The sequence below is a fragment of the Shimia sagamensis genome, assembly GCF_900182745.1.
Taxonomy (GTDB): Bacteria; Pseudomonadota; Alphaproteobacteria; order Rhodobacterales; family Rhodobacteraceae; genus Shimia; species Shimia sagamensis.
The window spans coordinates 349688-370495 of sequence record NZ_FXTY01000003.1; the positions used below are offsets into that span (position 1 = coordinate 349688).

21 protein-coding genes and 1 tRNA gene are annotated in these 20808 nt (G+C 56.6%); 13 read left to right on the forward strand and 9 right to left on the reverse strand.

The features are described from left to right. The first annotated feature begins 40 nt into the window (after window positions 1–40). The 3 genes from QOL67_RS09895 to QOL67_RS09905 are packed head-to-tail and all read left to right on the forward strand — an operon-like array spanning window position 41 to window position 3464. Window positions 41–1309 carry an amino acid ABC transporter permease gene (locus tag QOL67_RS09895; RefSeq protein ID WP_283425803.1) on the forward strand — a complete coding sequence of 423 codons (1269 nt, stop codon included), beginning with the start codon at window positions 41–43 and terminating at the stop codon, window positions 1307–1309. 1 nt (window position 1310) lies between these two features. Then, window positions 1311–2657 carry an amino acid ABC transporter permease gene (locus tag QOL67_RS09900; protein ID WP_283425804.1) on the forward strand — a complete coding sequence of 449 codons (1347 nt, stop codon included), beginning with the start codon at window positions 1311–1313 and terminating at the stop codon, window positions 2655–2657. A gap of 15 nt (window positions 2658–2672) precedes the next feature. Further along, the gene (locus QOL67_RS09905) at window positions 2673–3464 is read left to right on the forward strand and encodes an amino acid ABC transporter ATP-binding protein (RefSeq protein ID WP_283425805.1); all 792 of its coding nucleotides are present in this window, start codon (window positions 2673–2675) and stop codon (window positions 3462–3464) included. Window positions 3465–3515: 51 nt separating this feature from the next. Here QOL67_RS09905 and QOL67_RS09910 read toward each other — a convergent pair whose 3' ends face one another. The 8 genes from QOL67_RS09910 to rpmH form a co-directional block, all read right to left on the reverse strand. Next, window positions 3516–3968 carry a DUF411 domain-containing protein gene (locus tag QOL67_RS09910; protein ID WP_283425806.1) on the reverse strand — a complete coding sequence of 151 codons (453 nt, stop codon included), beginning with the start codon at window positions 3966–3968 and terminating at the stop codon, window positions 3516–3518. A 66-nt stretch (window positions 3969–4034) separates the two neighbouring features. Further along, window positions 4035–4550: a SixA phosphatase family protein gene (locus tag QOL67_RS09915; RefSeq protein ID WP_283425807.1), complete on the reverse strand. Its 516-nt coding sequence runs from the start codon at window positions 4548–4550 to the stop codon at window positions 4035–4037. Continuing rightward, window positions 4547–5173: a ferredoxin gene (locus tag QOL67_RS09920; protein ID WP_283425808.1), complete on the reverse strand. Its 627-nt coding sequence runs from the start codon at window positions 5171–5173 to the stop codon at window positions 4547–4549. The genes QOL67_RS09915 and QOL67_RS09920 overlap by 4 nt, the downstream gene beginning before the upstream one ends. Further along, entirely contained in the window at window positions 5170–5964 is a 795-nt protein-coding gene (locus QOL67_RS09925) for a sterol desaturase family protein (protein ID WP_283425809.1), read from the reverse strand. The genes QOL67_RS09920 and QOL67_RS09925 overlap by 4 nt, the downstream gene beginning before the upstream one ends. A 61-nt stretch (window positions 5965–6025) precedes the next feature. Further along, window positions 6026–6889 carry an acetylglutamate kinase gene (argB, locus tag QOL67_RS09930; protein WP_283425810.1) on the reverse strand — a complete coding sequence of 288 codons (864 nt, stop codon included), beginning with the start codon at window positions 6887–6889 and terminating at the stop codon, window positions 6026–6028. Between the two features lie 178 nt (window positions 6890–7067). Further along, the gene (locus QOL67_RS09935) at window positions 7068–7388 is read right to left on the reverse strand and encodes a putative quinol monooxygenase (RefSeq protein WP_283425811.1); all 321 of its coding nucleotides are present in this window, start codon (window positions 7386–7388) and stop codon (window positions 7068–7070) included. 152 nt (window positions 7389–7540) lie between these two features. Next, a complete protein-coding gene (gene rnpA / locus QOL67_RS09940) occupies window positions 7541–7987 on the reverse strand; it encodes a ribonuclease P protein component (RefSeq protein ID WP_283425812.1) in 447 nt (148 codons plus the stop codon). A 21-nt stretch (window positions 7988–8008) separates the two neighbouring features. Further along, the gene (gene rpmH / locus QOL67_RS09945; RefSeq protein WP_005980833.1) at window positions 8009–8143 is read right to left on the reverse strand and encodes a 50S ribosomal protein L34; all 135 of its coding nucleotides are present in this window, start codon (window positions 8141–8143) and stop codon (window positions 8009–8011) included. Window positions 8144–8549: 406 nt separating this feature from the next. On the opposite strand from rpmH, the gene QOL67_RS09950 reads away from it, so the two are divergent. The 4 genes from QOL67_RS09950 (at window position 8550) to QOL67_RS09965 (ending at window position 12258) form a co-directional block, all read left to right on the forward strand. Beyond that, window positions 8550–9290 (forward strand): TVP38/TMEM64 family protein, encoded by a 741-nt coding sequence (locus QOL67_RS09950; RefSeq protein ID WP_283425813.1) that lies wholly within the window; start codon window positions 8550–8552, stop codon window positions 9288–9290. 3 nt (window positions 9291–9293) lie between these two features. Then, window positions 9294–10712: a dihydrolipoyl dehydrogenase family protein gene (locus QOL67_RS09955; protein ID WP_283425814.1), complete on the forward strand. Its 1419-nt coding sequence runs from the start codon at window positions 9294–9296 to the stop codon at window positions 10710–10712. 18 nt (window positions 10713–10730) lie between these two features. After that, a complete protein-coding gene (locus tag QOL67_RS09960; protein ID WP_283425815.1) occupies window positions 10731–12119 on the forward strand; it encodes a sensor histidine kinase in 1389 nt (462 codons plus the stop codon). A 62-nt stretch (window positions 12120–12181) separates the two neighbouring features. Beyond that, a tRNA-Arg gene (locus tag QOL67_RS09965) sits at window positions 12182–12258 on the forward strand. Window positions 12259–12604: 346 nt separating this feature from the next. Here QOL67_RS09965 and QOL67_RS09970 read toward each other — a convergent pair. Beyond that, window positions 12605–13522, reverse strand: coding sequence for a LysR substrate-binding domain-containing protein (locus QOL67_RS09970; RefSeq protein ID WP_283425816.1), 918 nt, complete (start codon window positions 13520–13522; stop codon window positions 12605–12607). Between the two features lie 149 nt (window positions 13523–13671). On the opposite strand from QOL67_RS09970, the gene ugpB reads away from it, so the two are divergent. The 6 genes from ugpB (at window position 13672) to QOL67_RS10000 (ending at window position 20670) form a co-directional block, all read left to right on the forward strand. Continuing rightward, window positions 13672–14979, forward strand: coding sequence for a sn-glycerol-3-phosphate ABC transporter substrate-binding protein UgpB (gene ugpB, locus QOL67_RS09975; protein WP_430458946.1), 1308 nt, complete (start codon window positions 13672–13674; stop codon window positions 14977–14979). An 84-nt stretch (window positions 14980–15063) separates the two neighbouring features. Continuing rightward, on the forward strand, window positions 15064–15945 hold the full coding sequence (gene ugpA, locus QOL67_RS09980) for a sn-glycerol-3-phosphate ABC transporter permease UgpA (RefSeq protein WP_283425817.1): 882 nt from the start codon (window positions 15064–15066) through the stop codon (window positions 15943–15945). Then, window positions 15945–16796 carry a sn-glycerol-3-phosphate ABC transporter permease UgpE gene (ugpE, locus tag QOL67_RS09985; protein WP_283425818.1) on the forward strand — a complete coding sequence of 284 codons (852 nt, stop codon included), beginning with the start codon at window positions 15945–15947 and terminating at the stop codon, window positions 16794–16796. Before ugpA ends, ugpE begins: the two co-directional genes overlap by 1 nt. 14 nt (window positions 16797–16810) lie before the next feature. Further along, on the forward strand, window positions 16811–17866 hold the full coding sequence (locus QOL67_RS09990) for a sn-glycerol-3-phosphate import ATP-binding protein UgpC (RefSeq protein ID WP_283425819.1): 1056 nt from the start codon (window positions 16811–16813) through the stop codon (window positions 17864–17866). Further along, window positions 17863–18828: a glycerophosphodiester phosphodiesterase family protein gene (locus QOL67_RS09995; protein WP_283425820.1), complete on the forward strand. Its 966-nt coding sequence runs from the start codon at window positions 17863–17865 to the stop codon at window positions 18826–18828. Before QOL67_RS09990 ends, QOL67_RS09995 begins: the two co-directional genes overlap by 4 nt. A gap of 195 nt (window positions 18829–19023) precedes the next feature. Continuing rightward, a complete protein-coding gene (locus QOL67_RS10000; RefSeq protein WP_283425821.1) occupies window positions 19024–20670 on the forward strand; it encodes a Na/Pi cotransporter family protein in 1647 nt (548 codons plus the stop codon). Window positions 20671–20808: the final 138 nt, after the last annotated feature.

Genomic DNA, 20808 nt, shown 5'->3' on the forward strand with positions numbered 1-20808 from the left:
CGCCATAGTTTAACCGGCCGAGCAACGGGGAAGATCCCATATGACCACTTTGACCGACCCTCCCAAGGCGTCGTTCCGGCTGTCTATGCTGATCTACGACACGCGGTATCGTTCCATGACGATCCAAGCTGTCGCAATGATCGGTTTTATGCTTTTTGCCGCCTGGTTGATCAATAATACAATGACCAACCTAGAGACCCTTGGAAAAACACCGCAGTTTGGCTTCTTGCTGGAGCCTGCTGGCTATGACATCAACCAACGCTTGCTGGACTATAACAGCCAAGACACCCACATGCGGGCGTCGCTGCTTGGTCTCTTGAACACACTGCTTGTTGCGGTGATGGGCTGTATCACAGCGACCATCATCGGTGTGCTTGTAGGCGTCCTACGGCTTTCGAAAAACTGGATCGTCGCTAAAATCATGACGGTCTATGTGGAAATGTTCCGCAACGTGCCGGTGCTTCTCTGGATCGTGTTGGCGATGGCCATCCTGATTGAGAGCCTGCCTGCACCACGTGCCTTCCGTGGAGAAAACCCCGAAGCCACGATGAACCTGTTTGACACAGTGGCGGTCACAAACCGCGGCATTTATGTGCCGGAGCCCCTGTTTTCCAACAGCCTTGGCAATATTCACCTGCTGGGTCAAAGCTCGCTGCGGTTTGACGTCTCGGTCGATTTGATTGCCTTCCTGATCGTGCTGGGTCTGAGCATATTTGGCATTACCAAGGTCAACGCCCGCGCCAAGCACATTCAGGAAACAACCGGTGAACGTCCTAAAACACTTTGGGCAAACCTCGGACTGTTTTTTGTGCCAACCGGTATCTTGTTGGCGTTGCTTGGGTTCCATCTCGGCTATCCGGAGTTGAAGGGATTCAACTTCAAAGGCGGCACGCATATGCGTAACTCGCTGATTGCTTTGTGGTTGGCGCTGAGTCTCTATACTGCGGCCTTTATCGCGGAGATTGTCCGTGGCGGTATCTTGGCAGTGAGCCATGGTCAAACCGAAGCCGCCGAGGCGCTGGGCATGCGTTCTGGTCGCACGATGCGGCTTGTGATTCTTCCGCAAGCATTGCGTGTGATCATTCCACCAATGATTTCCAACTACCTGAACCTGACCAAAAACTCTTCGCTGGCGATTGCGGTGGGTTACATGGACATCACAGGCACGTTGGGCGGCATAACCATGAACCAGACCGGGCGTGAGCTTGAGACCGTTCTGATGTTGATGCTGTGTTACCTGGTGATCTCGTTGAGCATCTCCATGGTGATGAACTGGTACAACAACCGCGTAAAACTGGTGGAGAGATAAAATGAGCGACGTTTCTTTTGTCCGCACCGAAATGCTTCCACAGCAAGAGCCTCCCGGCTCCTCTGTTGGGATCGTTGGTTGGGCGCGGGCCAATCTGTTTGATGGTGTTACGAACTCCGTTCTCACCATTATAAGTCTGATTCTTGTGTACTTCGTGTTGGAAGGCCTGCTGTCCTGGACATTCCAGTCCGTGTGGAACGCGAGTTCGCTGACCGAGTGTCGCGAGATCATGACCGCCACTTGGGGCAAAACCCATGGACACGCCTGTTGGGCGGTGATCAATGATCGTTGGCTGCAGCTGCTGTATGGGTTTTACCCTCCTTATCCTGCAGAACCGGGTGTGAACTTTGGTGAAAACACAGGGGCCTGGCCGGCCTACTTCCGTCCAAACCTGTCGTTTGTGCTGTTGTTGCTTGCTGTTGCGCCTGTTCTGTTTGACAAAGTGCCACGCAAGCTGCTGATCGTGACTGCTGTCTATCCGTTCCTGATGCCTTGGCTGATGTGGGGTGGATCGATTTGGGGCCCTGTCATGGCTGCCGCTGGTTTTGGCATCGGATTCTTGGCCTATCGCTTGCTGACCCCGGTCATTGGTGGCTTGGGTGGTATCATTGCGGCGATCGCATTGCCCGTGATCTGGTGGTTGTTCCTGGTTGGCATCGTGGCAGCAGGTCTGGAATCGGTTGTTTCGATTTCAATACCTGAGGTTGAAAGCCGCAAGTTTGGTGGCTTCATGCTGTCGATCCTGATTGGGGTGGTGGCCATTGGCTGCTCGCTGCCAATTGGCATCGTGCTGGCGCTCGGTCGTCAGTCGGATCTGATGATTGTGAAAACATTGTGTGTGGGCTTCATCGAGTTCATCCGGGGTGTGCCCTTGATCACTCTGCTGTTTGTGGCATCTGTTCTTTTGAACGTGTTCCTGCCACCGGGTACGCAGTTTGACATCATCTTGCGGGTTCTGATTATGGTGACGTTGTTTGCCTCTGCTTATATGGCGGAAGTTGTGCGGGGTGGTCTCGCCGCGCTGCCAAAAGGCCAATATGAGGGCGCTGACTCTCTGGGTCTGAACTACTGGCAGGCACAACGGCTGATCATCATGCCTCAAGCGTTGAAGATCTCCATTCCCGGCATCGTGTCGACCTTCATCGGGGTGTTTAAAGACACCACGCTGGTGTCGATCATTGGCTTGCTTGACCCGCTGGGTCTGTCCAATGCGATCCGTGCGGATGCGGCCTGGAACGGCATCTATTGGGAGCTGTTTGCTTTCATCGCCTTCCTGTTCTTCGTCTTCTGCTTCGGCATGTCCCGCTATTCCATGTACCTGGAGCGCAAGCTCCACAAAGGTCACTAATAAGGAGTTCATCAAATGTCTGAACTGATGACCGACCGCCAAATCGACCGCTCGAAGATGCAAGTCTCCGATGAGGTCGCGATCGAAATCCGCAACATGAACAAGTGGTACGGGTCGTTCCACGTACTGCGGGATATCAATCTCAACGTCAACGAAGGCGAACGCATTGTGATTGCGGGGCCTTCGGGCTCCGGTAAATCGACGCTGATCCGCTGCATCAACCGTCTGGAAGAGCACCAGTCCGGTGACATCATCGTGGATGGCACCGAGCTGTCCAGCGATCTCAAGAACATCGACAAGATCCGGTCCGAAGTTGGTATGTGCTTCCAGCACTTCAACCTCTTCCCGCATCTGACGATCCTTGAGAACTGCACGCTGGCGCCGATCTGGGTGCGCAAGACGCCTCGTAAAGAGGCCGAAGAAACAGCGATGCACTTCCTTGAGAAGGTGAAGATTCCGGAGCAGGCCGACAAGTATCCCGGTCAGCTTTCCGGTGGTCAGCAGCAGCGTGTGGCAATTGCCCGCTCGCTCTGTATGAAGCCACGCATCATGTTGTTTGACGAACCGACGTCGGCGCTTGACCCAGAGATGATCAAAGAGGTGCTCGACACCATGATCGAACTGGCAGAAGAGGGCATGACCATGTTGTGCGTGACACACGAGATGGGGTTTGCCCGTCAGGTTGCGAACCGCGTGATCTTCATGGACCAAGGTCAGATTGTGGAGCAGAATGAGCCGGAAGAGTTCTTCAACAACCCGAAGAGCGAACGGACCAAGTTGTTCCTGAGCCAAATCCTGGGTCACTGATCCCAAGCACAGATCAAATAGAAGGCCGGGCATCTGCCCGGCCTTTTGCGTTTAGCTATGGCTTTCAAAAACTTCCGTGCAGCCATCAGTGTGGATCAGCAGTGTGTCATAGGGCTCCACCTCTCCGCCCATTTCCATGCCGGGTGACCCCATGGGCATGCCGGGAACTGTGAGGCCGCGAGCTGTAGGGCGCTCGGCCAGTAGGCGGCGGATGTCGGAAGCGGGTACGTGGCCTTCCACCAGATAGCCGTCAATCAGGCCGGTGTGGCAGGAGGAGGTTTCATCGGTCAGGCCAAGGCGGGCTTTCATATCCCACAGTTGTTCGTCAGGTATAGCATGGCTTTCTACCGTGAAACCTTCGGAGCGGAGGTGGTCTTCCCAGGCGCCGCAGCAGCCACAGGTGGGCGACTTCACAACTTTGATAGTGACGTCATCAGCGGCCAGAGCTGGCAGAGTTGTCAGGGGCAAGCTGGCGGTAGCCAGAAGAAAGGCGCGGCGGTGCATGAAGCTCTCCTATGCGTGGGTTTTGCAAGAGATATGCACTGAGATGCGCGTCGGCAATGCGATGGATCAAGCTGAGCGGTTTTGCGCGGCAATCACTTCACGAGGGATGGCAAAATCGATCACAGTTGCGTGGGTGAATTTTGTGTCAGACCAGCTTGCCGCGTCAAAGTGGAACACGGTGGTGGCGCAGGTGGGGTAATCTGAGAACCGTGGATGTTTGGCGGGTGATTTGGCGAGGAGCTCAGCAAAATGGGCGATGCCAGGATTATGGCCAACCATTAGAACGGTGTCGGATGTCGCGGACTGCAATACACGGAGCATCACGTCTGGGCTGGCGTGGTACAGGCTGTCCTCGTACCGGGTATAGGACGTGGGAAGCCCCAGGCGCGTGTAGGTTTCGCGGGTGCGTTCAGCAGTGGAACAAAGCAACTCGTCAGGGAGGTAGTTGTTTTGTGTCAGCCAGTTGCCCATGGCATCCGCCGAAATGCGACCACGCACATTTAGGACACGCGCGTGATCGGGTTGCATAAAGTCATCCCAGCTTGATTTGGCGTGTCGCATCAGAATCAGGGTGCGGCTCATGGATGAAAGGACCTCATATGTAACGCGGATTGGGCGTCTGTGCGCCCGGACTTGGCCGAGTGTGGACAGGCGCGTCGGGCAATGCAACCGCGAGACATGCACTCGGAGCCATCTTCCGTGTCCAGGAAGGCATGGCAGGCGGCGACGTTGTAGCCGGTGTCTGCGCCAAGCGCGTCAACCGGACAGGCGGTGGCGCAGGGGGCCTCACAGGTGAGGCAGGGCGAGGAGGTACCCTGTTGAGGTAAAGGGATTTCTGTTGGCAGGATGAGGGCGCCGCGCAGGGAAATCATCAGGCCTACTTCGGGGTGTACCATCATGCCCACAGGGCTTTGGAAGAACTGTCCGCTTTCCAAGGCCCAGCGGATGAAGGGTGGGTAAGGTGGGCCATCGGACGGGAACCGGCATGTGCCGTCGAAAGCGTTGGCGAGCTCCCCAACGGTGCGCTTGGACCAGCGGTCAACGGGGTGTTTTTTGCCATCCAGATATTCAGGTGACGCGCTGAGCGCGGCCCAGAACTCCGGACCCGTGCCAAAGAGCACAATGGTTTTGCCGTCCTCATGCAGCGCTCCCATGGTGAGCAGCCCCGCGTCTGCGGCGGCGGTTTGAATGCTTTCCAACGTCATTTTGCGCGGAAGGGGAGGCGTAGACTCCAGGAGAGTTTTGTGGGGCGTGTGTCCTGCCACTGTAGTCCTATTGCCATCTTATCATGTCCTGCACGTGGTTGCGCGATATAGGTTCCCAGTGCGCGGTCCCAGATCGACAGGGCAAAGCCATAATTGCTGTCGTGCTCGTCCCGATGCACCGAATGGTGCACACGATGCATGTCCGGCGTGACCAAAACAAGCCGGATCAATCGATCGAGTTTGGTGGGCAAGCGGATGTTGGCGTGGTTGAACAGTGCGGTGCCGTTGAGCAGGACTTCGAACACCAGCACGGCCAGAGCAGAGGGGCCAAGCAGGTAGATCAGGCCAATTTTTAGCAGCATGGACAGGGCAATTTCCACCGGATGGAAGCGAATTGCGGTGGTGACGTCAAAGTCCGGATCAGCGTGATGGACCCGATGCAAGCGCCAGAGCAGTGGGACTTTGTGGGTGATAAGATGCTGCAACCAAATGGTAAAATCGAGGACAAGTATGGCGAGCAGGAACTCGATTGCGATGGGGAAGTTCAAAATGTTGAACAGACCCCAACCGTTGGATTGGGCATCGGAGGCTGCGCCCACGGCGAGCAATGGCAAGGCGATGGCCAAAGCGCGTAAGGTGAGCGTGTTGAGCAGGGAGAGGCCCCAATTGGTCAGCCAGCGGTGGGTTTTGGACCAAGTCAATGAACGCCGTGGTGCAAAAACTTCAACTGCAGAAAGCAGGGCAAAAAGGCTGAAGAAAACGCAGAGGCGGATCAGAAAGTCGTGTTGCATTGAGAAGGCATCCTTGCTGATGGCCTCTCAATGTATTTGTTTTTTAGAATATGAAAAGGGGTTAGTCCGCCCGGATCAACGAGCCTGCACCATGTTCTGTGAACAGCTCAAGCAGGCAGGCGTTGGGCGCGCGGCCATCGAGAATGACCACCGCACGGACGCCTTTTTCGATGGCGGACAGTGCGGTTTCGGTCTTGGGGATCATGCCGCCAGCGATCACGCCTTCTTTGGTAAGATCGCGAATTTGTTGCGCTTTTAGCTCTGTCAAAACTTCGCCTTCACCGTTCTTCACACCGGCAACATCGGTCAGGAGCAACAGGCGATCAGCTTGCAGTGCACTTGCAATGGCGCCAGCGGCGGTGTCGCCGTTGATGTTGTAAGTTTCGCCATTGCGGCCTGCGCCCAAGGGCGCGATCACCGGAATGGTGTCATTGGCAAAAAGCTCATGCAGAATCGCCGGGTTCATATCGGCTGGTGTGCCAACAAAACCAAGATCCGGATTGGTCTGATCACAAACAATCAGATTGGCGTCTTTGCCTGACAGGCCCACCGCTTTGCCGCCCTGACGGTTGATCGCCTGCACGATGCGCTTGTTCACGACGCCGGACAAAACCATCTCCACCACTTCGACCGTGGCGGCATCCGTCACGCGCTTGCCGTTCACAAAATCGGATTTGATTTCAAGACGTTCCAACATCGCGTTGATCATCGGACCACCGCCATGCACGATCACCGGATTGATGCCCACCTGGCGCATCAGAACCACGTCACGGGCAAAATCATCCATGGCTTCATCAGAGCCCATGGCGTGTCCGCCAAGCTTAATGACCACGGTCGCACCGGTATAGCGCTGCAGATACGGCAGAGCTTGGGACAGGGTGCGGGCGGTGGCGATCCAATCGCGATTCATTTCTTGTGTCTTCATGTTGCTGGCCTCTTTGTCAGAGCGTGTTAACCGCTCTTTAGAGAAGTGCCAAGATGTACTGGAGAAATGACGTGCCGATTTGGTAAAAAACTGCCAAATTAACCCGATATGGAACATCGGTATTGCGTCGGTATCACGACTGTTTTGCAGAGGTGCGGGTTCTGTTAACCATATTTCCTTAACGCACCTGCACGGGGGATCCGATGGACGGTGTGAAGTGAGGCGTGAGTTCTTTGATCACCAGATCGGTGACGCCGTCCTCAAACAGGTCTTGGAAAGTGTGCAGGGCCTCACTGTTGAGAAAGGTCTGCCAATCTCGGCGTGTTTCCCAGCGGTGAAACAGGATGAATTGCCCAGGGTCGTCGGTGCCGGTGTGGATGTCAAAGCGCAGGCAGTTTTGGTCGTTTAGGACACGTTGAGCCAACTCCAGCAAACCGGTGCGCACGCGCGCCCGGTGTGGTGAAGGAAGGTAGAAAGACACCATGATGGTTACTGACATCGCAAGGCCTGTGCCGATTCTTAAATGGCTTTTGTTTCGGGCATAGGTTGCGCTTCAAAAAATTACTTAACAATGAAAGAGAGTGGTAAGGGGGGGCAACTAAGACGAGACAATTTGACCGATGTTCAAATTGGCGACGTCGGCGCGACGGGTCAGTTACGCGGGGTGTGTAATTTCCTGAGCGCCCATTTGAGATCACCCTGTAGGGCCAAGAATTCGCGGATGGCGGTGGCGTCTTTGCGCCCAATCAACACATAGTCCCAACCGGGTTTGCCATGGTCTGGAAGAATCGCGCGGGCCACTTCGCGCATCCGGCGTTTGGCGCGGTTGCGGGCGACGGCGTTGCCAACTTTTTTGGAACAGGTGAAGCCCACGCGTACAAGCGATGGATCAACGGCTTCATCGTCGCGGCGCTTGCGGGCCTGGATCATCATCGCCTTGGTGCCCTGTTTGCGGGCGCGGGAGGCGGCAAGAAAGTCACTGCGTTTTTTCAGGACGGGCAGCGAGGCGTCCGCTTTGGCGTCAAGACAAACGGAAACCGCCGGAGACGATGTCCCGTTGGTGGCTGTGCCATCCGTTGGGGTCTCCGGCGGTGTCATTCCGTCAAACGGTCGGTGAGCTTATGCGCTCAGCGACTTACGACCGCGTGCGCGGCGTGCGTTCAGGATTTTGCGGCCAGCTTTGGTGGCCATGCGCGCACGGAAACCGTGGCGGCGTTTACGAACCAGGTTCGAAGGTTGGTAGGTGCGTTTCATCGCTCCGTCTCCGTCATGTTGTTTCAGCGGGCCTCGGCGCGAGATTCGCGAAGCCTATCTATTCGAAGACCGGTCTTTAGACCTGCCTGCAGAATAAGTCAAACGTCAGATGCGGGATTCTTGGCAAAAAGGCAATGGCAAGGACGGAAAGAAAGCAATTGAGGAGAGGCTTCCTTTAATACAGGGGCATTTTGCGTGGTTTGGTGCCTTTCAAAGGGGCTTCTGAAACAATACGCGGCTTTTGGAGCGACTTACAGGCGGCAATATTACAGGTCTCTTGCTCCATTGTTACGGTTAACCAAGAATCGCTCACAAAACGTGGTGTTACGATCAAGCGCCCGTGAGGTCTCTGTTGTTTTATCGGTCCGTCAGCCATGTTGGAGAGAGACCAAGAAACGGATCAAAGATGTCGGACGTGACGGATACACCTCAAGAAACCAAATCAAAATGGGCGCGCATGTTGCCGCTGGTGGCGCTTGTTGTGGGCGCTGTGCTTGGTGCGTATGCGCTGGGAGATTACCTGAGTTTTGAAGCGCTGCGAGACAATCGCGAGGTGTTGATTGCTTATCGGGATGCGCATTATGCGTTGGCGGTGGTGGTGTTCATGGCGATCTATGTGGTGATTGCCGGATTTTCGTTGCCTGGGGCTACTATTGCCACGCTGACCGGCGGCTTTTTGTTTGGCACCTTTCCGGGCGTGCTGTTCAACGTCGGTGCCGCGACGATTGGGGCCACGGTGGTGTTTTTGGCCGCACGTTGGGGGTTGGGCGACCGATTGGCGGCAAAGATGGACGCCGGCGAGGGTAAGATAAAAGCCATCAAAGACGGGATTGATGAGAACCAGTGGTCGATGCTGTTCATCATCCGGTTGGTGCCACTGGTGCCGTTCTTTGTGGCAAACCTGATCCCTGCGCTCGTGGGGGTGTCGCTGTGGCGTTACGTGGTGTCGACCTTCCTTGGCATTATTCCTGGCGGGTTGGTTTATACGTCGGTGGGTGCTGGCCTAGGTGAGGTGTTTGCGCGGGGTGAGACGCCGGATCTGGGCATCATCTTTGAGCCACATGTGCTGTTGCCCATCCTCGGCTTAGCGGCGCTGGCGTTCCTGCCGGTGGTGCTGAAACTCATTCGCGGCAAAGAGGCGCTGTAAATCATGGAACAGATCAAGACGGATGTGCTGGTCATCGGGGCTGGCTCTGGTGGGTTGTCTGTGGCGGCGGGTGCGGCGCAAATGGGCGCGCGCGTGGTGCTGCTTGAGGGCCATAAGATGGGCGGCGATTGCCTGAACTTTGGCTGTGTGCCGAGCAAAGCGTTGTTGGCGAGTGCCAAGATGGCGCATCAGCAGACCAAGGCAAATGCGTTTGGCGTGTCCGATCAGGTGCCGCAGGTGGACTATGCGGCGGCCAAGGCGCATGTGGCCGATGTGATATCGCAGATCGAACCGATGGACAGCGTGGAGCGGTTTGAAGGCTTTGGCGTGCGGGTCATTCAGGAATACGGGCATTTCATCAGCCCGTCGGTGGTGCAGGCCGGGGATCATCAAATCACGGCACGGCGGGTGGTGATTGCCACAGGGTCCAGTCCGCTGGTGCCGCCGATTCCCGGTTTGGATCAGGTCGACTACCTGACCAATGAAACGCTGTTTGAGATGACAGAGACGCCGGAGCATCTGTTGATCATTGGGGGCGGTCCCATTGGTATGGAGATGGCGCAGGCGCATGTGCGGTTGGGCATCAAGGTCACGGTGATCGAAGGCGCCAAGGCGCTGGGGCGCGATGATCCGGAGATGGCGGCGATTGTGCTGGAGCGGCTGCGCGGTGAAGGCGTGGAGATTGCCGAAGATGCGATGGCAAAGGCGGTGACGCAAAAAGACGGCGTGATCACTGTGGAGGCGCAGGATGGGCGCAGCTTTGGCGGGTCCCATCTGTTGGTGGCTGTGGGACGCAAGGCCAATATGGGGCGCCTCAATCTGGAAGCAGCGGGTATTGAGACCCATAAGGCAGGCATCACCGTGGACGCCTCGCTGAAGACATCCAATAAGAAGGTTTATGCGATTGGCGATGTCGCGGGGGGCGCTCAGTTTACCCATGTGGCAGGCTATCAGGCGGGGATGATCATCCGCTCGATGTTGTTTGGACTGCCGGCGAAGGCGCGCACAGATCACATTCCTTATGCGACCTACACAGACCCAGAGCTGGCGCAGGTTGGATTAACCGAGGCAGAGGCGCGGGCGCAATATGGCGACAAGCTCACCGTGACGCGGTTTGAGAGCCATCACAACGACCGGCTGATTGCTGAGCGCAATGCCTATGGGCTGATCAAAGCGATGGTGGTGAAAGGACGGCCTGTTGGCGTGTCAATTGTGGGGCCGCAGGCGGGGGAACTTGTTAACCTGTGGTCGCTGGTCATTGCCAATAAGCTGAAGATGAGCGCGGTTGCTGGCATGGTGTCGCCTTACCCAACGGTGGGAGAAATTAACAAGCGGGTTGCAGGGGCCTATTTCTCTCCCCAACTGTTTGATAATCCTAAGGTGAAACGGGTGGTTGGCTTGGTGCAACGCTGGCTGCCGTAACCAGAACGGTCGCGAAACATGCTCAACACGCTCTCAGGTCGGTTCCTGATCCTGACGGTCATCTTTGTGATGCTCGCGGAAATCCTGATCTTTGTGCCGTCTATTGCGCGCTATCGTGAGGATTATCTGCTGCTGCGCCTAGAGCGGGCGCAGATTGCGTCGCTGGCGTTACTTGCCGATGATATGATCGATATGGAGCTGGAAGAAGAGCTGCTCAAAAACGCCGGTGTTTATAACGTGGTGCTGCGGCGTGACGAGATGCGGCAGTTGATCCTGAGTTCGCCAATTCCAGAGCCGATCAGCGCGACCTACGACATGCGCGGGGCCAGTGCTGGCGTGTTGATCAAAGACGCGGTGATGCAGCTATTGGACAGCCAGAACCGCGTGGTGCGGGTGATCGGTGCACCGGTGCAAGATGCGGGGCTGCTGATCGAGGTGACAATGGACACCGAAGAGCTGCGCATGTCGATGATCGACTATGGGGTGCGCATTTTGGCGCTGTCAGCCGTGATCTCTGTGGTCACGGCGTTTTTGCTGTTTTTGGCGGTGCGGGCGATTCTGGTGCGGCCTATCAAGGGCGTGGTTGGTTATATGCAGACCTATGCCGCCGCCCCGGAAGATGCGCGCAGTTTGATCAAGCCGCAGGCGGGTGTGACCGAATTGCGGGAAGCGGAAGAGGCGCTGTTGGCCTTGCAGACGGAATTGACCGCCTCGCTGAAGCAGCGCGAGCGGTTGGCACAACTGGGCAGTGCGGTGGCCAAGGTGAGCCATGATCTGCGCAACATCCTGACCTCAGCCCAACTGTTCACGGATCGCATTGAAAGCAGTGAAGACCCGTTGGTGCGGCGTCTCGCGCCCAAGTTGGTGAATTCGATCACCCGCGCGGTGCATCTCTGTGAAAGCACATTGGCCTTTGGTAAGGCGGAGGAGCCGGCGCCCACGCTCACGCGGTTTGCGTTGAGCGAGATGGTGGCGGATGTGATTGCCTCCGAACGGCTGGCGGTAGAGGAGTTTGACCTGAGTTTTGGTGAGGACATTCCGGCAGGGCTGACGGTGCGGGCTGATCCGGAACAAATGTATCGGGTGGTGAGCAATCTGGTGCGCAACGCGCGGCAGGCGATTGTGGCCAGCGGTCAGCCGGGGGAAATCGCTGTGAGTGCGACCGAAAATGACGACGCCTGGCTGATCACGGTGAGAGATACCGGACCGGGGTTGCCACCCAAGGCCCAAGAGCACCTGTATCAGCCGTTCCAAGGTGGGATTCGCAAAGGTGGGTCCGGTTTGGGGCTGGCGATTTCGCAAGAATTGGTGCGCGGCCACGGAGGAATGCTGACCCTTTCGGAGACCGGAACGACCGGAACCACCTTTGAAATATGCCTCCCGAAAGGGGAAGTTGCGGTAATCTGATTTTTCTTTGATTTTGCACTTGCGCCCCCTGTGGGTTCACATTAAACCGCCCCACATACCGCGCTCTGGTAGCTCAGCTGGATAGAGTACCTGACTACGAATCAGGGGGTCGGGGGTTCGAATCCTCCCCAGAGCGCCACTATCTTCCTTACAAAATAGTGACAAACCCAGCCTTCAGAATTGAAGTGTTTCCCGCGGATTCAGCCGCGCTGTGCTGTGTGCACTTGCGTTTGCTTGGTGCGCTTAATTCACTTCCAGCTCCGGAGCCATTTAACTCAGCCCGCGACCGGCAAAGTCCAGAAGGGCGTGGCCTTTGGGAATTGAGGGTGGGAACTGCCCGCAGCACATAACACCACGTTATTCATGGGCCGAGGTGGAGGATCAGTTCCAGCGCCTTCAGGACAGGATTCGCGAACTGGAAGGACAGCTGGCAGGTTTTTTGTTTGCAGAGTACGGCCGGCGGCATAAGTCACCGGCCTTTGTTGTTAAGAGCGTTCGGCCTCTTTGGCAGAAGCCACATAGGGCTGCAGGCTTTCGATAAATGCATCCACGAAGTCCAGCACCACCGGCGACGTGGGGCCGGAGGCCGGTTGCAGGATCGAAAGGCGGTGGAAGAGTTCTGGCTTAAATGGGCGGATCACGATGCCGGTGGCGCGGAAGGCCTCGGCGTCGAGCGCGCTGACCACAGAGGCGCCCATGCCCTGGGCTACCATGGTGCAGGCCGTGGTGAATTGGCGGACCTCGATCAAGCTGTTGATTTCCACCCCGTCCTCAGAGAACGCACGTGAGAGATGTTGAAAAAACCGGCTGTCGCGGCGGGTGTGGATCAAGCGCTCGTCGGCAAGATCGCGGGGGGTGATGTACTCCCGTTCGGCAAGGGGATGGTCCGGGGGGAGGATGCAGGAGGACTTGATATGCAAATCCTGACTGCGGGTGGCTGGGTGTCCGAGAAATCCGTCAGTGATACCGCAGTCGTATTGTTCTCCAATGATCCATTCCAAAATGCGCTCTGGTCGGTCCGGTTCCAGAGTTACGGTGACGTTCGGGCGCTCCTTGAGGAAGTTGACCAAAACGCCCGGCAGGTGACTGATGGCAAAGCCAGGAAGGCAGGCAATGCGGACGTGCCCGCCGGTGCGTTCGACGAGATCTCGGCGCAGATCGTCCAGGTGTTCAAGCCCATCAAGGATGCGCTGCACCTCCGCCAGAAGGTAGCGCGAGTCGCTGGTTGGTTCGAGCACGCCTCGGTGGCGGGTGAACAGTTCGATTCCGGCCGACTGGGAGAAATCCGAGAGCAATCGGCTTACCGCTGGTTGTGAAACGCCCATGCGTTTGGCGGCTTTGGTCATATTGCCGGTCTCGGCCACGGCGCGGAAGGCTTCAAGTTGTCTTAACTGGAATTTCAATGGCTTATCTCGCGTTAGCCGCAGCGCGGCATGTTAACTCTTTGGTCAAACTATAACATAAAGTTATGAGATTTGTTATAAAAACTTCACTTGCATTATGGTCTAAACTTTTAAATGATCCCCGCAGCACAGCAGATGGAGGAATTTCTGTGACTCATTTCAAAACAGTTTTGTTTGGTGCATTGGCTGCCGGTATGACCGCTGGCGTGGCCTCAGCACAAACCGAAATCAACTGGTGGCACGCCATGGGCGGCACCAACGGCGAGCGCGTGGACAAGATTGCGGCGGATTTCAACGCCAGCCAGTCTGAGTACAAAATCGTGCCGTCTTACAAAGGCAACTACACTGAAACCATGACTGCAGCCGTGGCGGCATTCCGCGCCAAAGAGCACCCGCATCTGGTTCAGGTGTTCGAAGTGGGCACCGCAACCATGATGGCCGCCAAAGGCGCGATCTATCCGGTTGAGCAGATGATGAAAGACGCCGGCGAGAGCTTTGACAAAGGCGACTATCTGCCAGCGGTGATTTCTTACTATCAGACGCCGGAAGGCGAACTGCTGTCGATGCCGTTCAACAGCTCTACGCCGGTTTTGTGGTACAACGCAGACGCGCTGAAAGCAGCCGGCGTTGAGGCACCAACAACTTGGGATGACGTGAAAACAGCCTCCCAGGCGCTGGTCGACAATGGCATGGATTGTGGCGTCAGCTTTGGTTGGCAGTCCTGGGTGATGCTGGAAAACTACTCCTCCTGGCACAACATGGAAATGGGCACCAAAGAAAACGGTTTTGCCGGTTTCGACACCGAGTTCACCTTCAGCAACAACGACAAGCTGGCCGCGCGTCTGGATGACGTGGCTGCGATGTCTGAAGGCAACCTGTTCAAATATGGCGGTCGCCGCGGCGACTCCCTGCCGATGTTCACCAACGGTGAGTGCGGCATGTGGATGAACTCCTCCGCATATTACGGCTCGATCAAATCTCAGGCTGAGTTTGAGTTTGGTCAGACCATGCTGCCGCTGGATACGGCTGCGGCAGATGCGCCGCAGAACTCCATCATTGGTGGTGCAACCCTGTGGGCGCTGGCTGGTCACGAATCTGAAGAGTACAAAGGTCTGGCGCAGTTCATGACCTACCTGTCCTCCGCAGAAGTGCAGGCGTGGTGGCACCAGGAAACTGGTTATGTGCCAATCACAACCGCGGCTTGGGAATTGTCCAAGGATCAGGGTTTCTATGACAGCAACCCGGGCACAGACACAGCGATCAAACAGCTGAGCCTGAACACCCCGACCGCCAACTCCCGCGGCATCCGCTTTGGTAACTTCGTGCAGGTGCGCGACGTGATCAACGAAGAGATGGAAGCGCTGTGGGCCGGTGACAAGACCGCTCAGGAAGCTCTCGATGCTGCCGCCGAGCGTGGCAACGCGTTGCTGCGCAAGTTTGAGCGTTCCGCCAAATAAACGACCCTCTCCTGCGCCCGGCGGACCTTATGTGTTTGCCGGGCGTGTTTCTGTCTAAACGACCCACCCTTATCTGAGGGCCGCATGCTCAAACGCGTCCACTTCCCCACATCTGCCTTGCCCTACCTGTTGGTTGCGCCGCAGATTATCATCACGCTGATCTTCTTTATCTGGCCCGCAAGCCAGGCAGTGTATCAATCTTTTCTGATCGAAGACGCCTTTGGATTGTCTTCTGAGTTTGTCTGGTTTGAGAACTTCCAGATTCTATTTGAAGACTCGCTGTATCTAGAGACCTTCTGGCGCACGATTTTGTTCTCTGCCGCTGTGGCTGTGCTGTCGATGGGCTCCGCGCTGATCCTTGCGGCCTTTGCTGACCGCGTGGTGCGGGGGGCCACAACCTATCGCACGCTCTTGATCTGGCCTTATGCGGTGGCGCCGGTTTTGGCCGGTGCGCTTTGGGTGTTTATGTTCAATCCGACGTTGGGCATATTCCCCTATATCCTTGAATTCATTGGCATTGACTGGAACCACTACCTTAATGGCGGCCAAGCGATGACGCTGGTGATTTTTGCCGCGGCGTGGAAACAGATTGCCTATAACTTCTTGTTCTACCTTGCGGCGATGCAGTCGATCCCGCGCTCGCTGATCGAAGCGGCGGCGATTGATGGCGCGGGGCCGGTGCGCCGGTTCTGGGATCATATCTTCCCGCTGATCTCCCCCACCACCTTCTTCCTGCTGGTGATCAACGCGGTTTACGCCTTCTTTGACACCTTTGGCATCATCCACGCTGTGACCCAAGGTGGCCCGGCCAACAGCACCACGATCCTTGTCTACAAGGTGTTTAATGACGGCTTTGTTGGTCTCGACCTTGGTGGGTCGGCGGCACAGTCGGTGATCTTGATGATCCTCGTGATCGCAATGACGGTGGTTCAGTTCCGCTATGTCGAAAGAAAGGTGGAATACTGATGGTTGAGAATCGTCGTATCCTTGGGATCGTTTCCCACCTCGTGCTGATCCTTGGTGTGATTATGGTGGCGCTGCCCATCTGGATCACCTTTGTGGCCAGCACCCATGATGCGGTGCGTATGACGCAGGCGCCGATCCCGATGCTGCCGGGCACGCATTTCTTTGAGAACTTCAAACAAACGCTGTTTGGCGCTGGGCTCTCCGGGTCTGAAGGCGCGCCGGTGTGGCGGATGCTGTTGAACTCGATGGCGATGGCTTTGATGATTGCCTTTGGCAAGATCGCGATTTCGCTGCTCTCGGCCTTTGCGATTGTGTACTTCAAGTTCCCATTCCGTATGGGTTTTTTCTGGATGATCTTCATCACCCTGATGTTGCCGGTGGAAGTGCGGATTTTGCCGACCTTTGAGGTGGTGGCAAATCTAGGCATGCTCAACAGCTATTGGGGCCTGTCGATCCCGCTGATTGCGTCTGCGACGGCCACATTTATGTTCCGGCAGGTTTTCCTGACCATTCCGGACGAGATGCTGGAAAGTGCGCGTATTGATGGGGCGGGGCCGCTGCGGTTTTTCTGGGATATCCTGATCCCGCTCAGCCGGACCAATATTGCCGCGCTGTTTGTGATCCTCTTCATCTACGGCTGGAACCAATACCTCTGGCCGCTCCTGATCACCACCGACACAGACATGACCACCATTGTGATGAGCATCAAACAGATGCTGGAGGCGGCCGAGCAATCGCCGCAGTGGAATATCATCATGATGACCGCTCTGCTGGCGATGATTCCGCCGGTGTTTGTGGTTGTTGGCATGCAAAGGCTCTTTGTGCAGGGCCTCACTGAAACTGATAAATAACGGGGATCCTGAGAATGGCATCCATTTCACTCAAAGACCTTGTCAAAACCTATGGCGATGTCGAAGTCCTGCACCATGTCGAGGGCGAGATCCAAGATGGCGAATTGATCGTCATCGTGGGCCCGTCGGGCTGCGGTAAATCCACCTTGTTGCGCATGGTCGCTGGCCTGGAGACTGTGACCTCTGGCGAGATCAGCATTGGTGACAAAGTGGTCAACAAGCTGGAGCCAGCCGATCGCGACATTGCGATGGTGTTCCAGAACTACGCGCTCTACCCGCATATGTCGGTGCGTGAGAATATGGCCTATGGCCTGAAAATCCGCAAAATTTCCAAAGATGAAATTGACCGTCGCGTGCAAGAGGCGGCGGAGATTTTGGAGATTGGTGCGTATCTGGACCGCAAGCCCCGCCAGTTGTCCGGTGGTCAACGTCAGCGTGTTGCCATGGGGCGCGCGATTGTGCGCAATCCGCAGGTGTTTCTGTTTGATGAGCCACTGTCCAACCTCGACGCCAAGCTGCGGGTGCAGATGCGCCTTGAAATTCGCAAGCTGCAGCAACGTCTGGGCGTGACCTCGATCTATGTGACCCATGATCAGGTGGAAGCCATGACGCTGGGTGACCGGTTGATGGTGCTGAACGGTGGCTACGTGGAGCAATTTGGCACACCAATTGAGCTTTATGACCGTCCGGCCACAGTGTTTGTCGCAGGCTTTATTGGCAGCCCATCGATGAATTTCCTGCCTGTAGAGGCCAGTGGCGGCACCTTGGCGCTGGCCAATGGTGCGACGCTGACCGGTGGGACACAGGCCAGTGGCAAGGTGACGCTTGGCGTACGGCCAGAACATCTGGTCCAGGATGACACCGGTGAGATCCGGATAACGGTACAGATGGTTGAGCAGCTTGGTGCCAACACGCTGATCCATGGGCTGCTCGAAGGCTCTGATACCGAGTTTGTCGCCAGTGCGGCGGGGCATGTGACGGCGCAAGCTGGCACTTTGATGAGCTTCACGGCGGCAGCCGAAGATTTGCACATTTTTGACGCGACTTCAGGCAAGCGGATCGACGCATGATGCAGTTTCCTCAGTTAAATGGTTTTCGCGGTGCGCCCGGATTGGTCCGACTGATTGGGCATCGGGGTGCGCGCGGTGTGATGCCGGAGAACACACTTGAGGGGTTTGAGTTCACGGTGAGATCTGGCGTTGTGGCGCTGGAGTTTGATGTTGTGTTGACGCAGGATCATGTGCCGGTTGTAACCCACAACCATCACCTGTTGAACGCGGCGACGCGTGGGGCGGATGGCAGATGGCTTGAGGGCGAAGAGCTCAAAGTGTCAGAAATGCCACTGTCACAGCTTCAGTCTTACGACGTAGGCGGATTGGACGGGCGCACTGTGTATGGGCAACGCTTTCCGGATCAGGTGTTTATGTCCGGAATTCGCGTGCCAACATTGGGTGATCTGTTGGATACGGCGCTTACACCGCAGGGCGCAGAGATGTTGTTTCTGTTGGAAATGAAATCCGATCCGGAGTTTGCAGGGGACAATCTCGCCGCAGAAACTTTGGTGTCTGAAGCGGTCAATGCCGTGCGGGCGCGGGGGCTGGAGCAACGTACGGTCTTGCACAGCTTTGATTGGAACTTGCTTGAGGTGTGTGGACGCATCGCACCAGATATGCCGCGATCCTTCCTGACCAAATTGCCAGAGAATGCAGGAGAACTTGGCGAAGACTCTTCCCGATCTGTTGCGCCCGATTTTGCAAGCTTGGGCATGCCTGTTCCACAGGCAGTGGCAGAGGCCGGTGGCCAAATGTGGTGTCCTTTTTATGCGGATGTAACGCCGGAGTCGGTGGCGCAGGCGCATGAGTTGGGCTTGCTGGTGTCAACCTGGACCGTGAATGAAGTGGATGACATGCACCGTGTGATTGAGGCCGGTGTGGATGGTATTGTCACGGACTATCCAGGGCGAGCGCAACGTGTGTTGCTCGAGCGTGGACTGGTCTGGAGCGAAGATGTGGCTCAGATGGTGGCCGAATAACCAGCTATCACCATCAGGCGCGGGCCGGTCTTGGCGCGCAAGGTGCCGGTTTGTGACCGTACGTGATCTCGCAAAGCGGGCATTTATGTTGGATGATGCCCACTTAGAGCGGGCAGGCGGCTTTGCGGTATGGGACAATGCCATGTCCCAACGCAGACCCGACCCAATAAGAAGAAGTGGACGAAGACACATATTATGCTCCTATTCCTGATTAACATTGCAGGTGCTGCGGCGCTATTGATTTGGGCGGTGCGATTGGTGCGCACGGGAATGGAGCGGGCCTTTTCGGTGCAGCTCAGGCTTTGGTTGCGGCGCTCGTCAAAAAACCGGGGCCTGGCGGCAGGTGCTGGCCTGGTGGTGTCGATGTTGCTGCAAAGCTCCACTGCCGTCGCAATGCTGGTGTCCAACTTTGCTGCCAATGGTGCGGTGGCCGTGCCAGTTGGGCTGGCGATTATCTTGGGCGCAGATGTGGGCTCAGCGCTGGTGGCGCAGGTTCTGTTGGTGCGGCAGACGTGGTTGATCCCCTTGCTCTTGGTGCTGGGGACCGCACTGTTCTTGCGAGGACAGCAGAGAAGGGTGCGGCAGACTGGACGCATCCTGATTGGCTTGGCGCTGATCTTTGTGTCGTTGGACATGCTGCGGGCGGCCACTGCGCCGGTGATGGAAAGCGAAGCTGCGTTGCGGATGTTGTCCTATTTGGGCGCGGACCTGTTTGCGGCCTTTGTGATTGGCGCGATTTTTGCTTGGATGGTGCATTCCAGCGTGGCAGCGGTGTTGCTGTTTGTGACCTTGGTGGCGCAAGGCGCGTTGCCGACAGAGGCAGCCATGGCGATGGTGCTGGGGGCCAACCTTGGCGGGGCGATGATTGCCTATGTGCTGACACTGGCGGCGGAGCCGGAAGCGCGACGTATCGTTGTGGCGAACTTGGTGCTGCGCGGTGGTGGCGCAGCGGCGGTTGTGTTGGGCTTGCGGTTTGTCGAGGTGGATCTGACGTGGCTGGGCGAGACGGCAGCGACGCAGACCATCAACTTGCATTTGGTGTTTAATGCAGTGCTTTGTGCCTTGGCCTTGCCGTTTGTTGAGGTGATTGCGCGGCTGGCCGGCAGGTTTGTGGTGACGCCTGTGGCAGACGAAACGGCGGTTGTTTCTGCATTGGACCCAAGTGCGCTGGACACGCCATCACGGGCGTTGGCCAATGCGTCGCGTGAAATGATGCGTATGGGCGAACGGGTGGAAACGATGCTGATTGCGGGGCAACGGTTGTTTGACACGTGGAGCGATGTGAGTGCCGAGGCGATCCGGACCAATGATGCAGCGGTGCGAAAGACGCATCAGGAGATTAAGCTCTATCTGGCTGAGCTAAACCGGCATGAGCTGGATGAGGAAACCGTAACAGGCGCGATGGAATTGTCGTTGCTGGCGGCCAATCTAGAAGCGGCGTCTGACGTATTGGCACGCAATCTGGTGGAGCTGGCACGGCGGATGGATCTGGAAGGGTTGAATTTCTCAGCGGAGGGGCGTCAGGAAATTTGTGATTTCCATGATCGCGTATTGGCCAATGTGCAACTGGCGCTGAGCGTGATGATGGCCGGGCAGCCGGATGATGCGCGCGAGTTGGTGGCGCAGAAGGAGAAGGTGCGAGGCGTGGAGCAGAAGTTGCAGCGCAAGCATCTGCGGCGTTTGCATGAGGGGCTGTCTGAGAGCATTGAAACCAGCAATATCCATCAGGAAACGCTACGTGTTCTAAAACAGGTAAACACGTCCTTTGCGATGGTGGGGTACCCGATTTTGGCCGAAACCGGTGATTTGCTGTCCAGCCGGTTGTCGCCGGCAGAAAACTAAGCTGCTTGTGATAAGCGGCCCCGTGCCTCTTGCGACTGGACAGAGTGATGCGATCTGTCTAGGCAATGGCATGGAATTTGTACCAGAGACATATGTGGCACTGCGTGTTTGCAGCATTATCTACCCGGTCTGAAGGGT

Coding starts and splice junctions, on each gene's coding strand:
- QOL67_RS09895 (WP_283425803.1), top strand. CDS start 41: ATGACCACTTTGACCGACCCTCCCAAGGCGTCGTTCCGGCTGTCTATG.
- QOL67_RS09900 (WP_283425804.1), top strand. CDS start 1,311: ATGAGCGACGTTTCTTTTGTCCGCACCGAAATGCTTCCACAGCAAGAG.
- QOL67_RS09905 (WP_283425805.1), top strand. CDS start 2,673: ATGTCTGAACTGATGACCGACCGCCAAATCGACCGCTCGAAGATGCAA.
- QOL67_RS09910 (WP_283425806.1), bottom strand. CDS start 3,968: ATGCACCGCCGCGCCTTTCTTCTGGCTACCGCCAGCTTGCCCCTGACA.
- QOL67_RS09915 (WP_283425807.1), bottom strand. CDS start 4,550: ATGAGCCGCACCCTGATTCTGATGCGACACGCCAAATCAAGCTGGGAT.
- QOL67_RS09920 (WP_283425808.1), bottom strand. CDS start 5,173: ATGACGTTGGAAAGCATTCAAACCGCCGCCGCAGACGCGGGGCTGCTC.
- QOL67_RS09925 (WP_283425809.1), bottom strand. CDS start 5,964: ATGCAACACGACTTTCTGATCCGCCTCTGCGTTTTCTTCAGCCTTTTT.
- argB (WP_283425810.1), bottom strand. CDS start 6,889: ATGAAGACACAAGAAATGAATCGCGATTGGATCGCCACCGCCCGCACC.
- QOL67_RS09935 (WP_283425811.1), bottom strand. CDS start 7,388: ATGTCAGTAACCATCATGGTGTCTTTCTACCTTCCTTCACCACACCGG.
- rnpA (WP_283425812.1), bottom strand. CDS start 7,987: ATGACACCGCCGGAGACCCCAACGGATGGCACAGCCACCAACGGGACA.
- rpmH (WP_005980833.1), bottom strand. CDS start 8,143: ATGAAACGCACCTACCAACCTTCGAACCTGGTTCGTAAACGCCGCCAC.
- QOL67_RS09950 (WP_283425813.1), top strand. CDS start 8,550: ATGTCGGACGTGACGGATACACCTCAAGAAACCAAATCAAAATGGGCG.
- QOL67_RS09955 (WP_283425814.1), top strand. CDS start 9,294: ATGGAACAGATCAAGACGGATGTGCTGGTCATCGGGGCTGGCTCTGGT.
- QOL67_RS09960 (WP_283425815.1), top strand. CDS start 10,731: ATGCTCAACACGCTCTCAGGTCGGTTCCTGATCCTGACGGTCATCTTT.
- ugpA (WP_283425817.1), top strand. CDS start 15,064: ATGCTCAAACGCGTCCACTTCCCCACATCTGCCTTGCCCTACCTGTTG.
- ugpE (WP_283425818.1), top strand. CDS start 15,945: ATGGTTGAGAATCGTCGTATCCTTGGGATCGTTTCCCACCTCGTGCTG.
- QOL67_RS09990 (WP_283425819.1), top strand. CDS start 16,811: ATGGCATCCATTTCACTCAAAGACCTTGTCAAAACCTATGGCGATGTC.
- QOL67_RS09995 (WP_283425820.1), top strand. CDS start 17,863: ATGATGCAGTTTCCTCAGTTAAATGGTTTTCGCGGTGCGCCCGGATTG.
- QOL67_RS10000 (WP_283425821.1), top strand. CDS start 19,024: ATGCTCCTATTCCTGATTAACATTGCAGGTGCTGCGGCGCTATTGATT.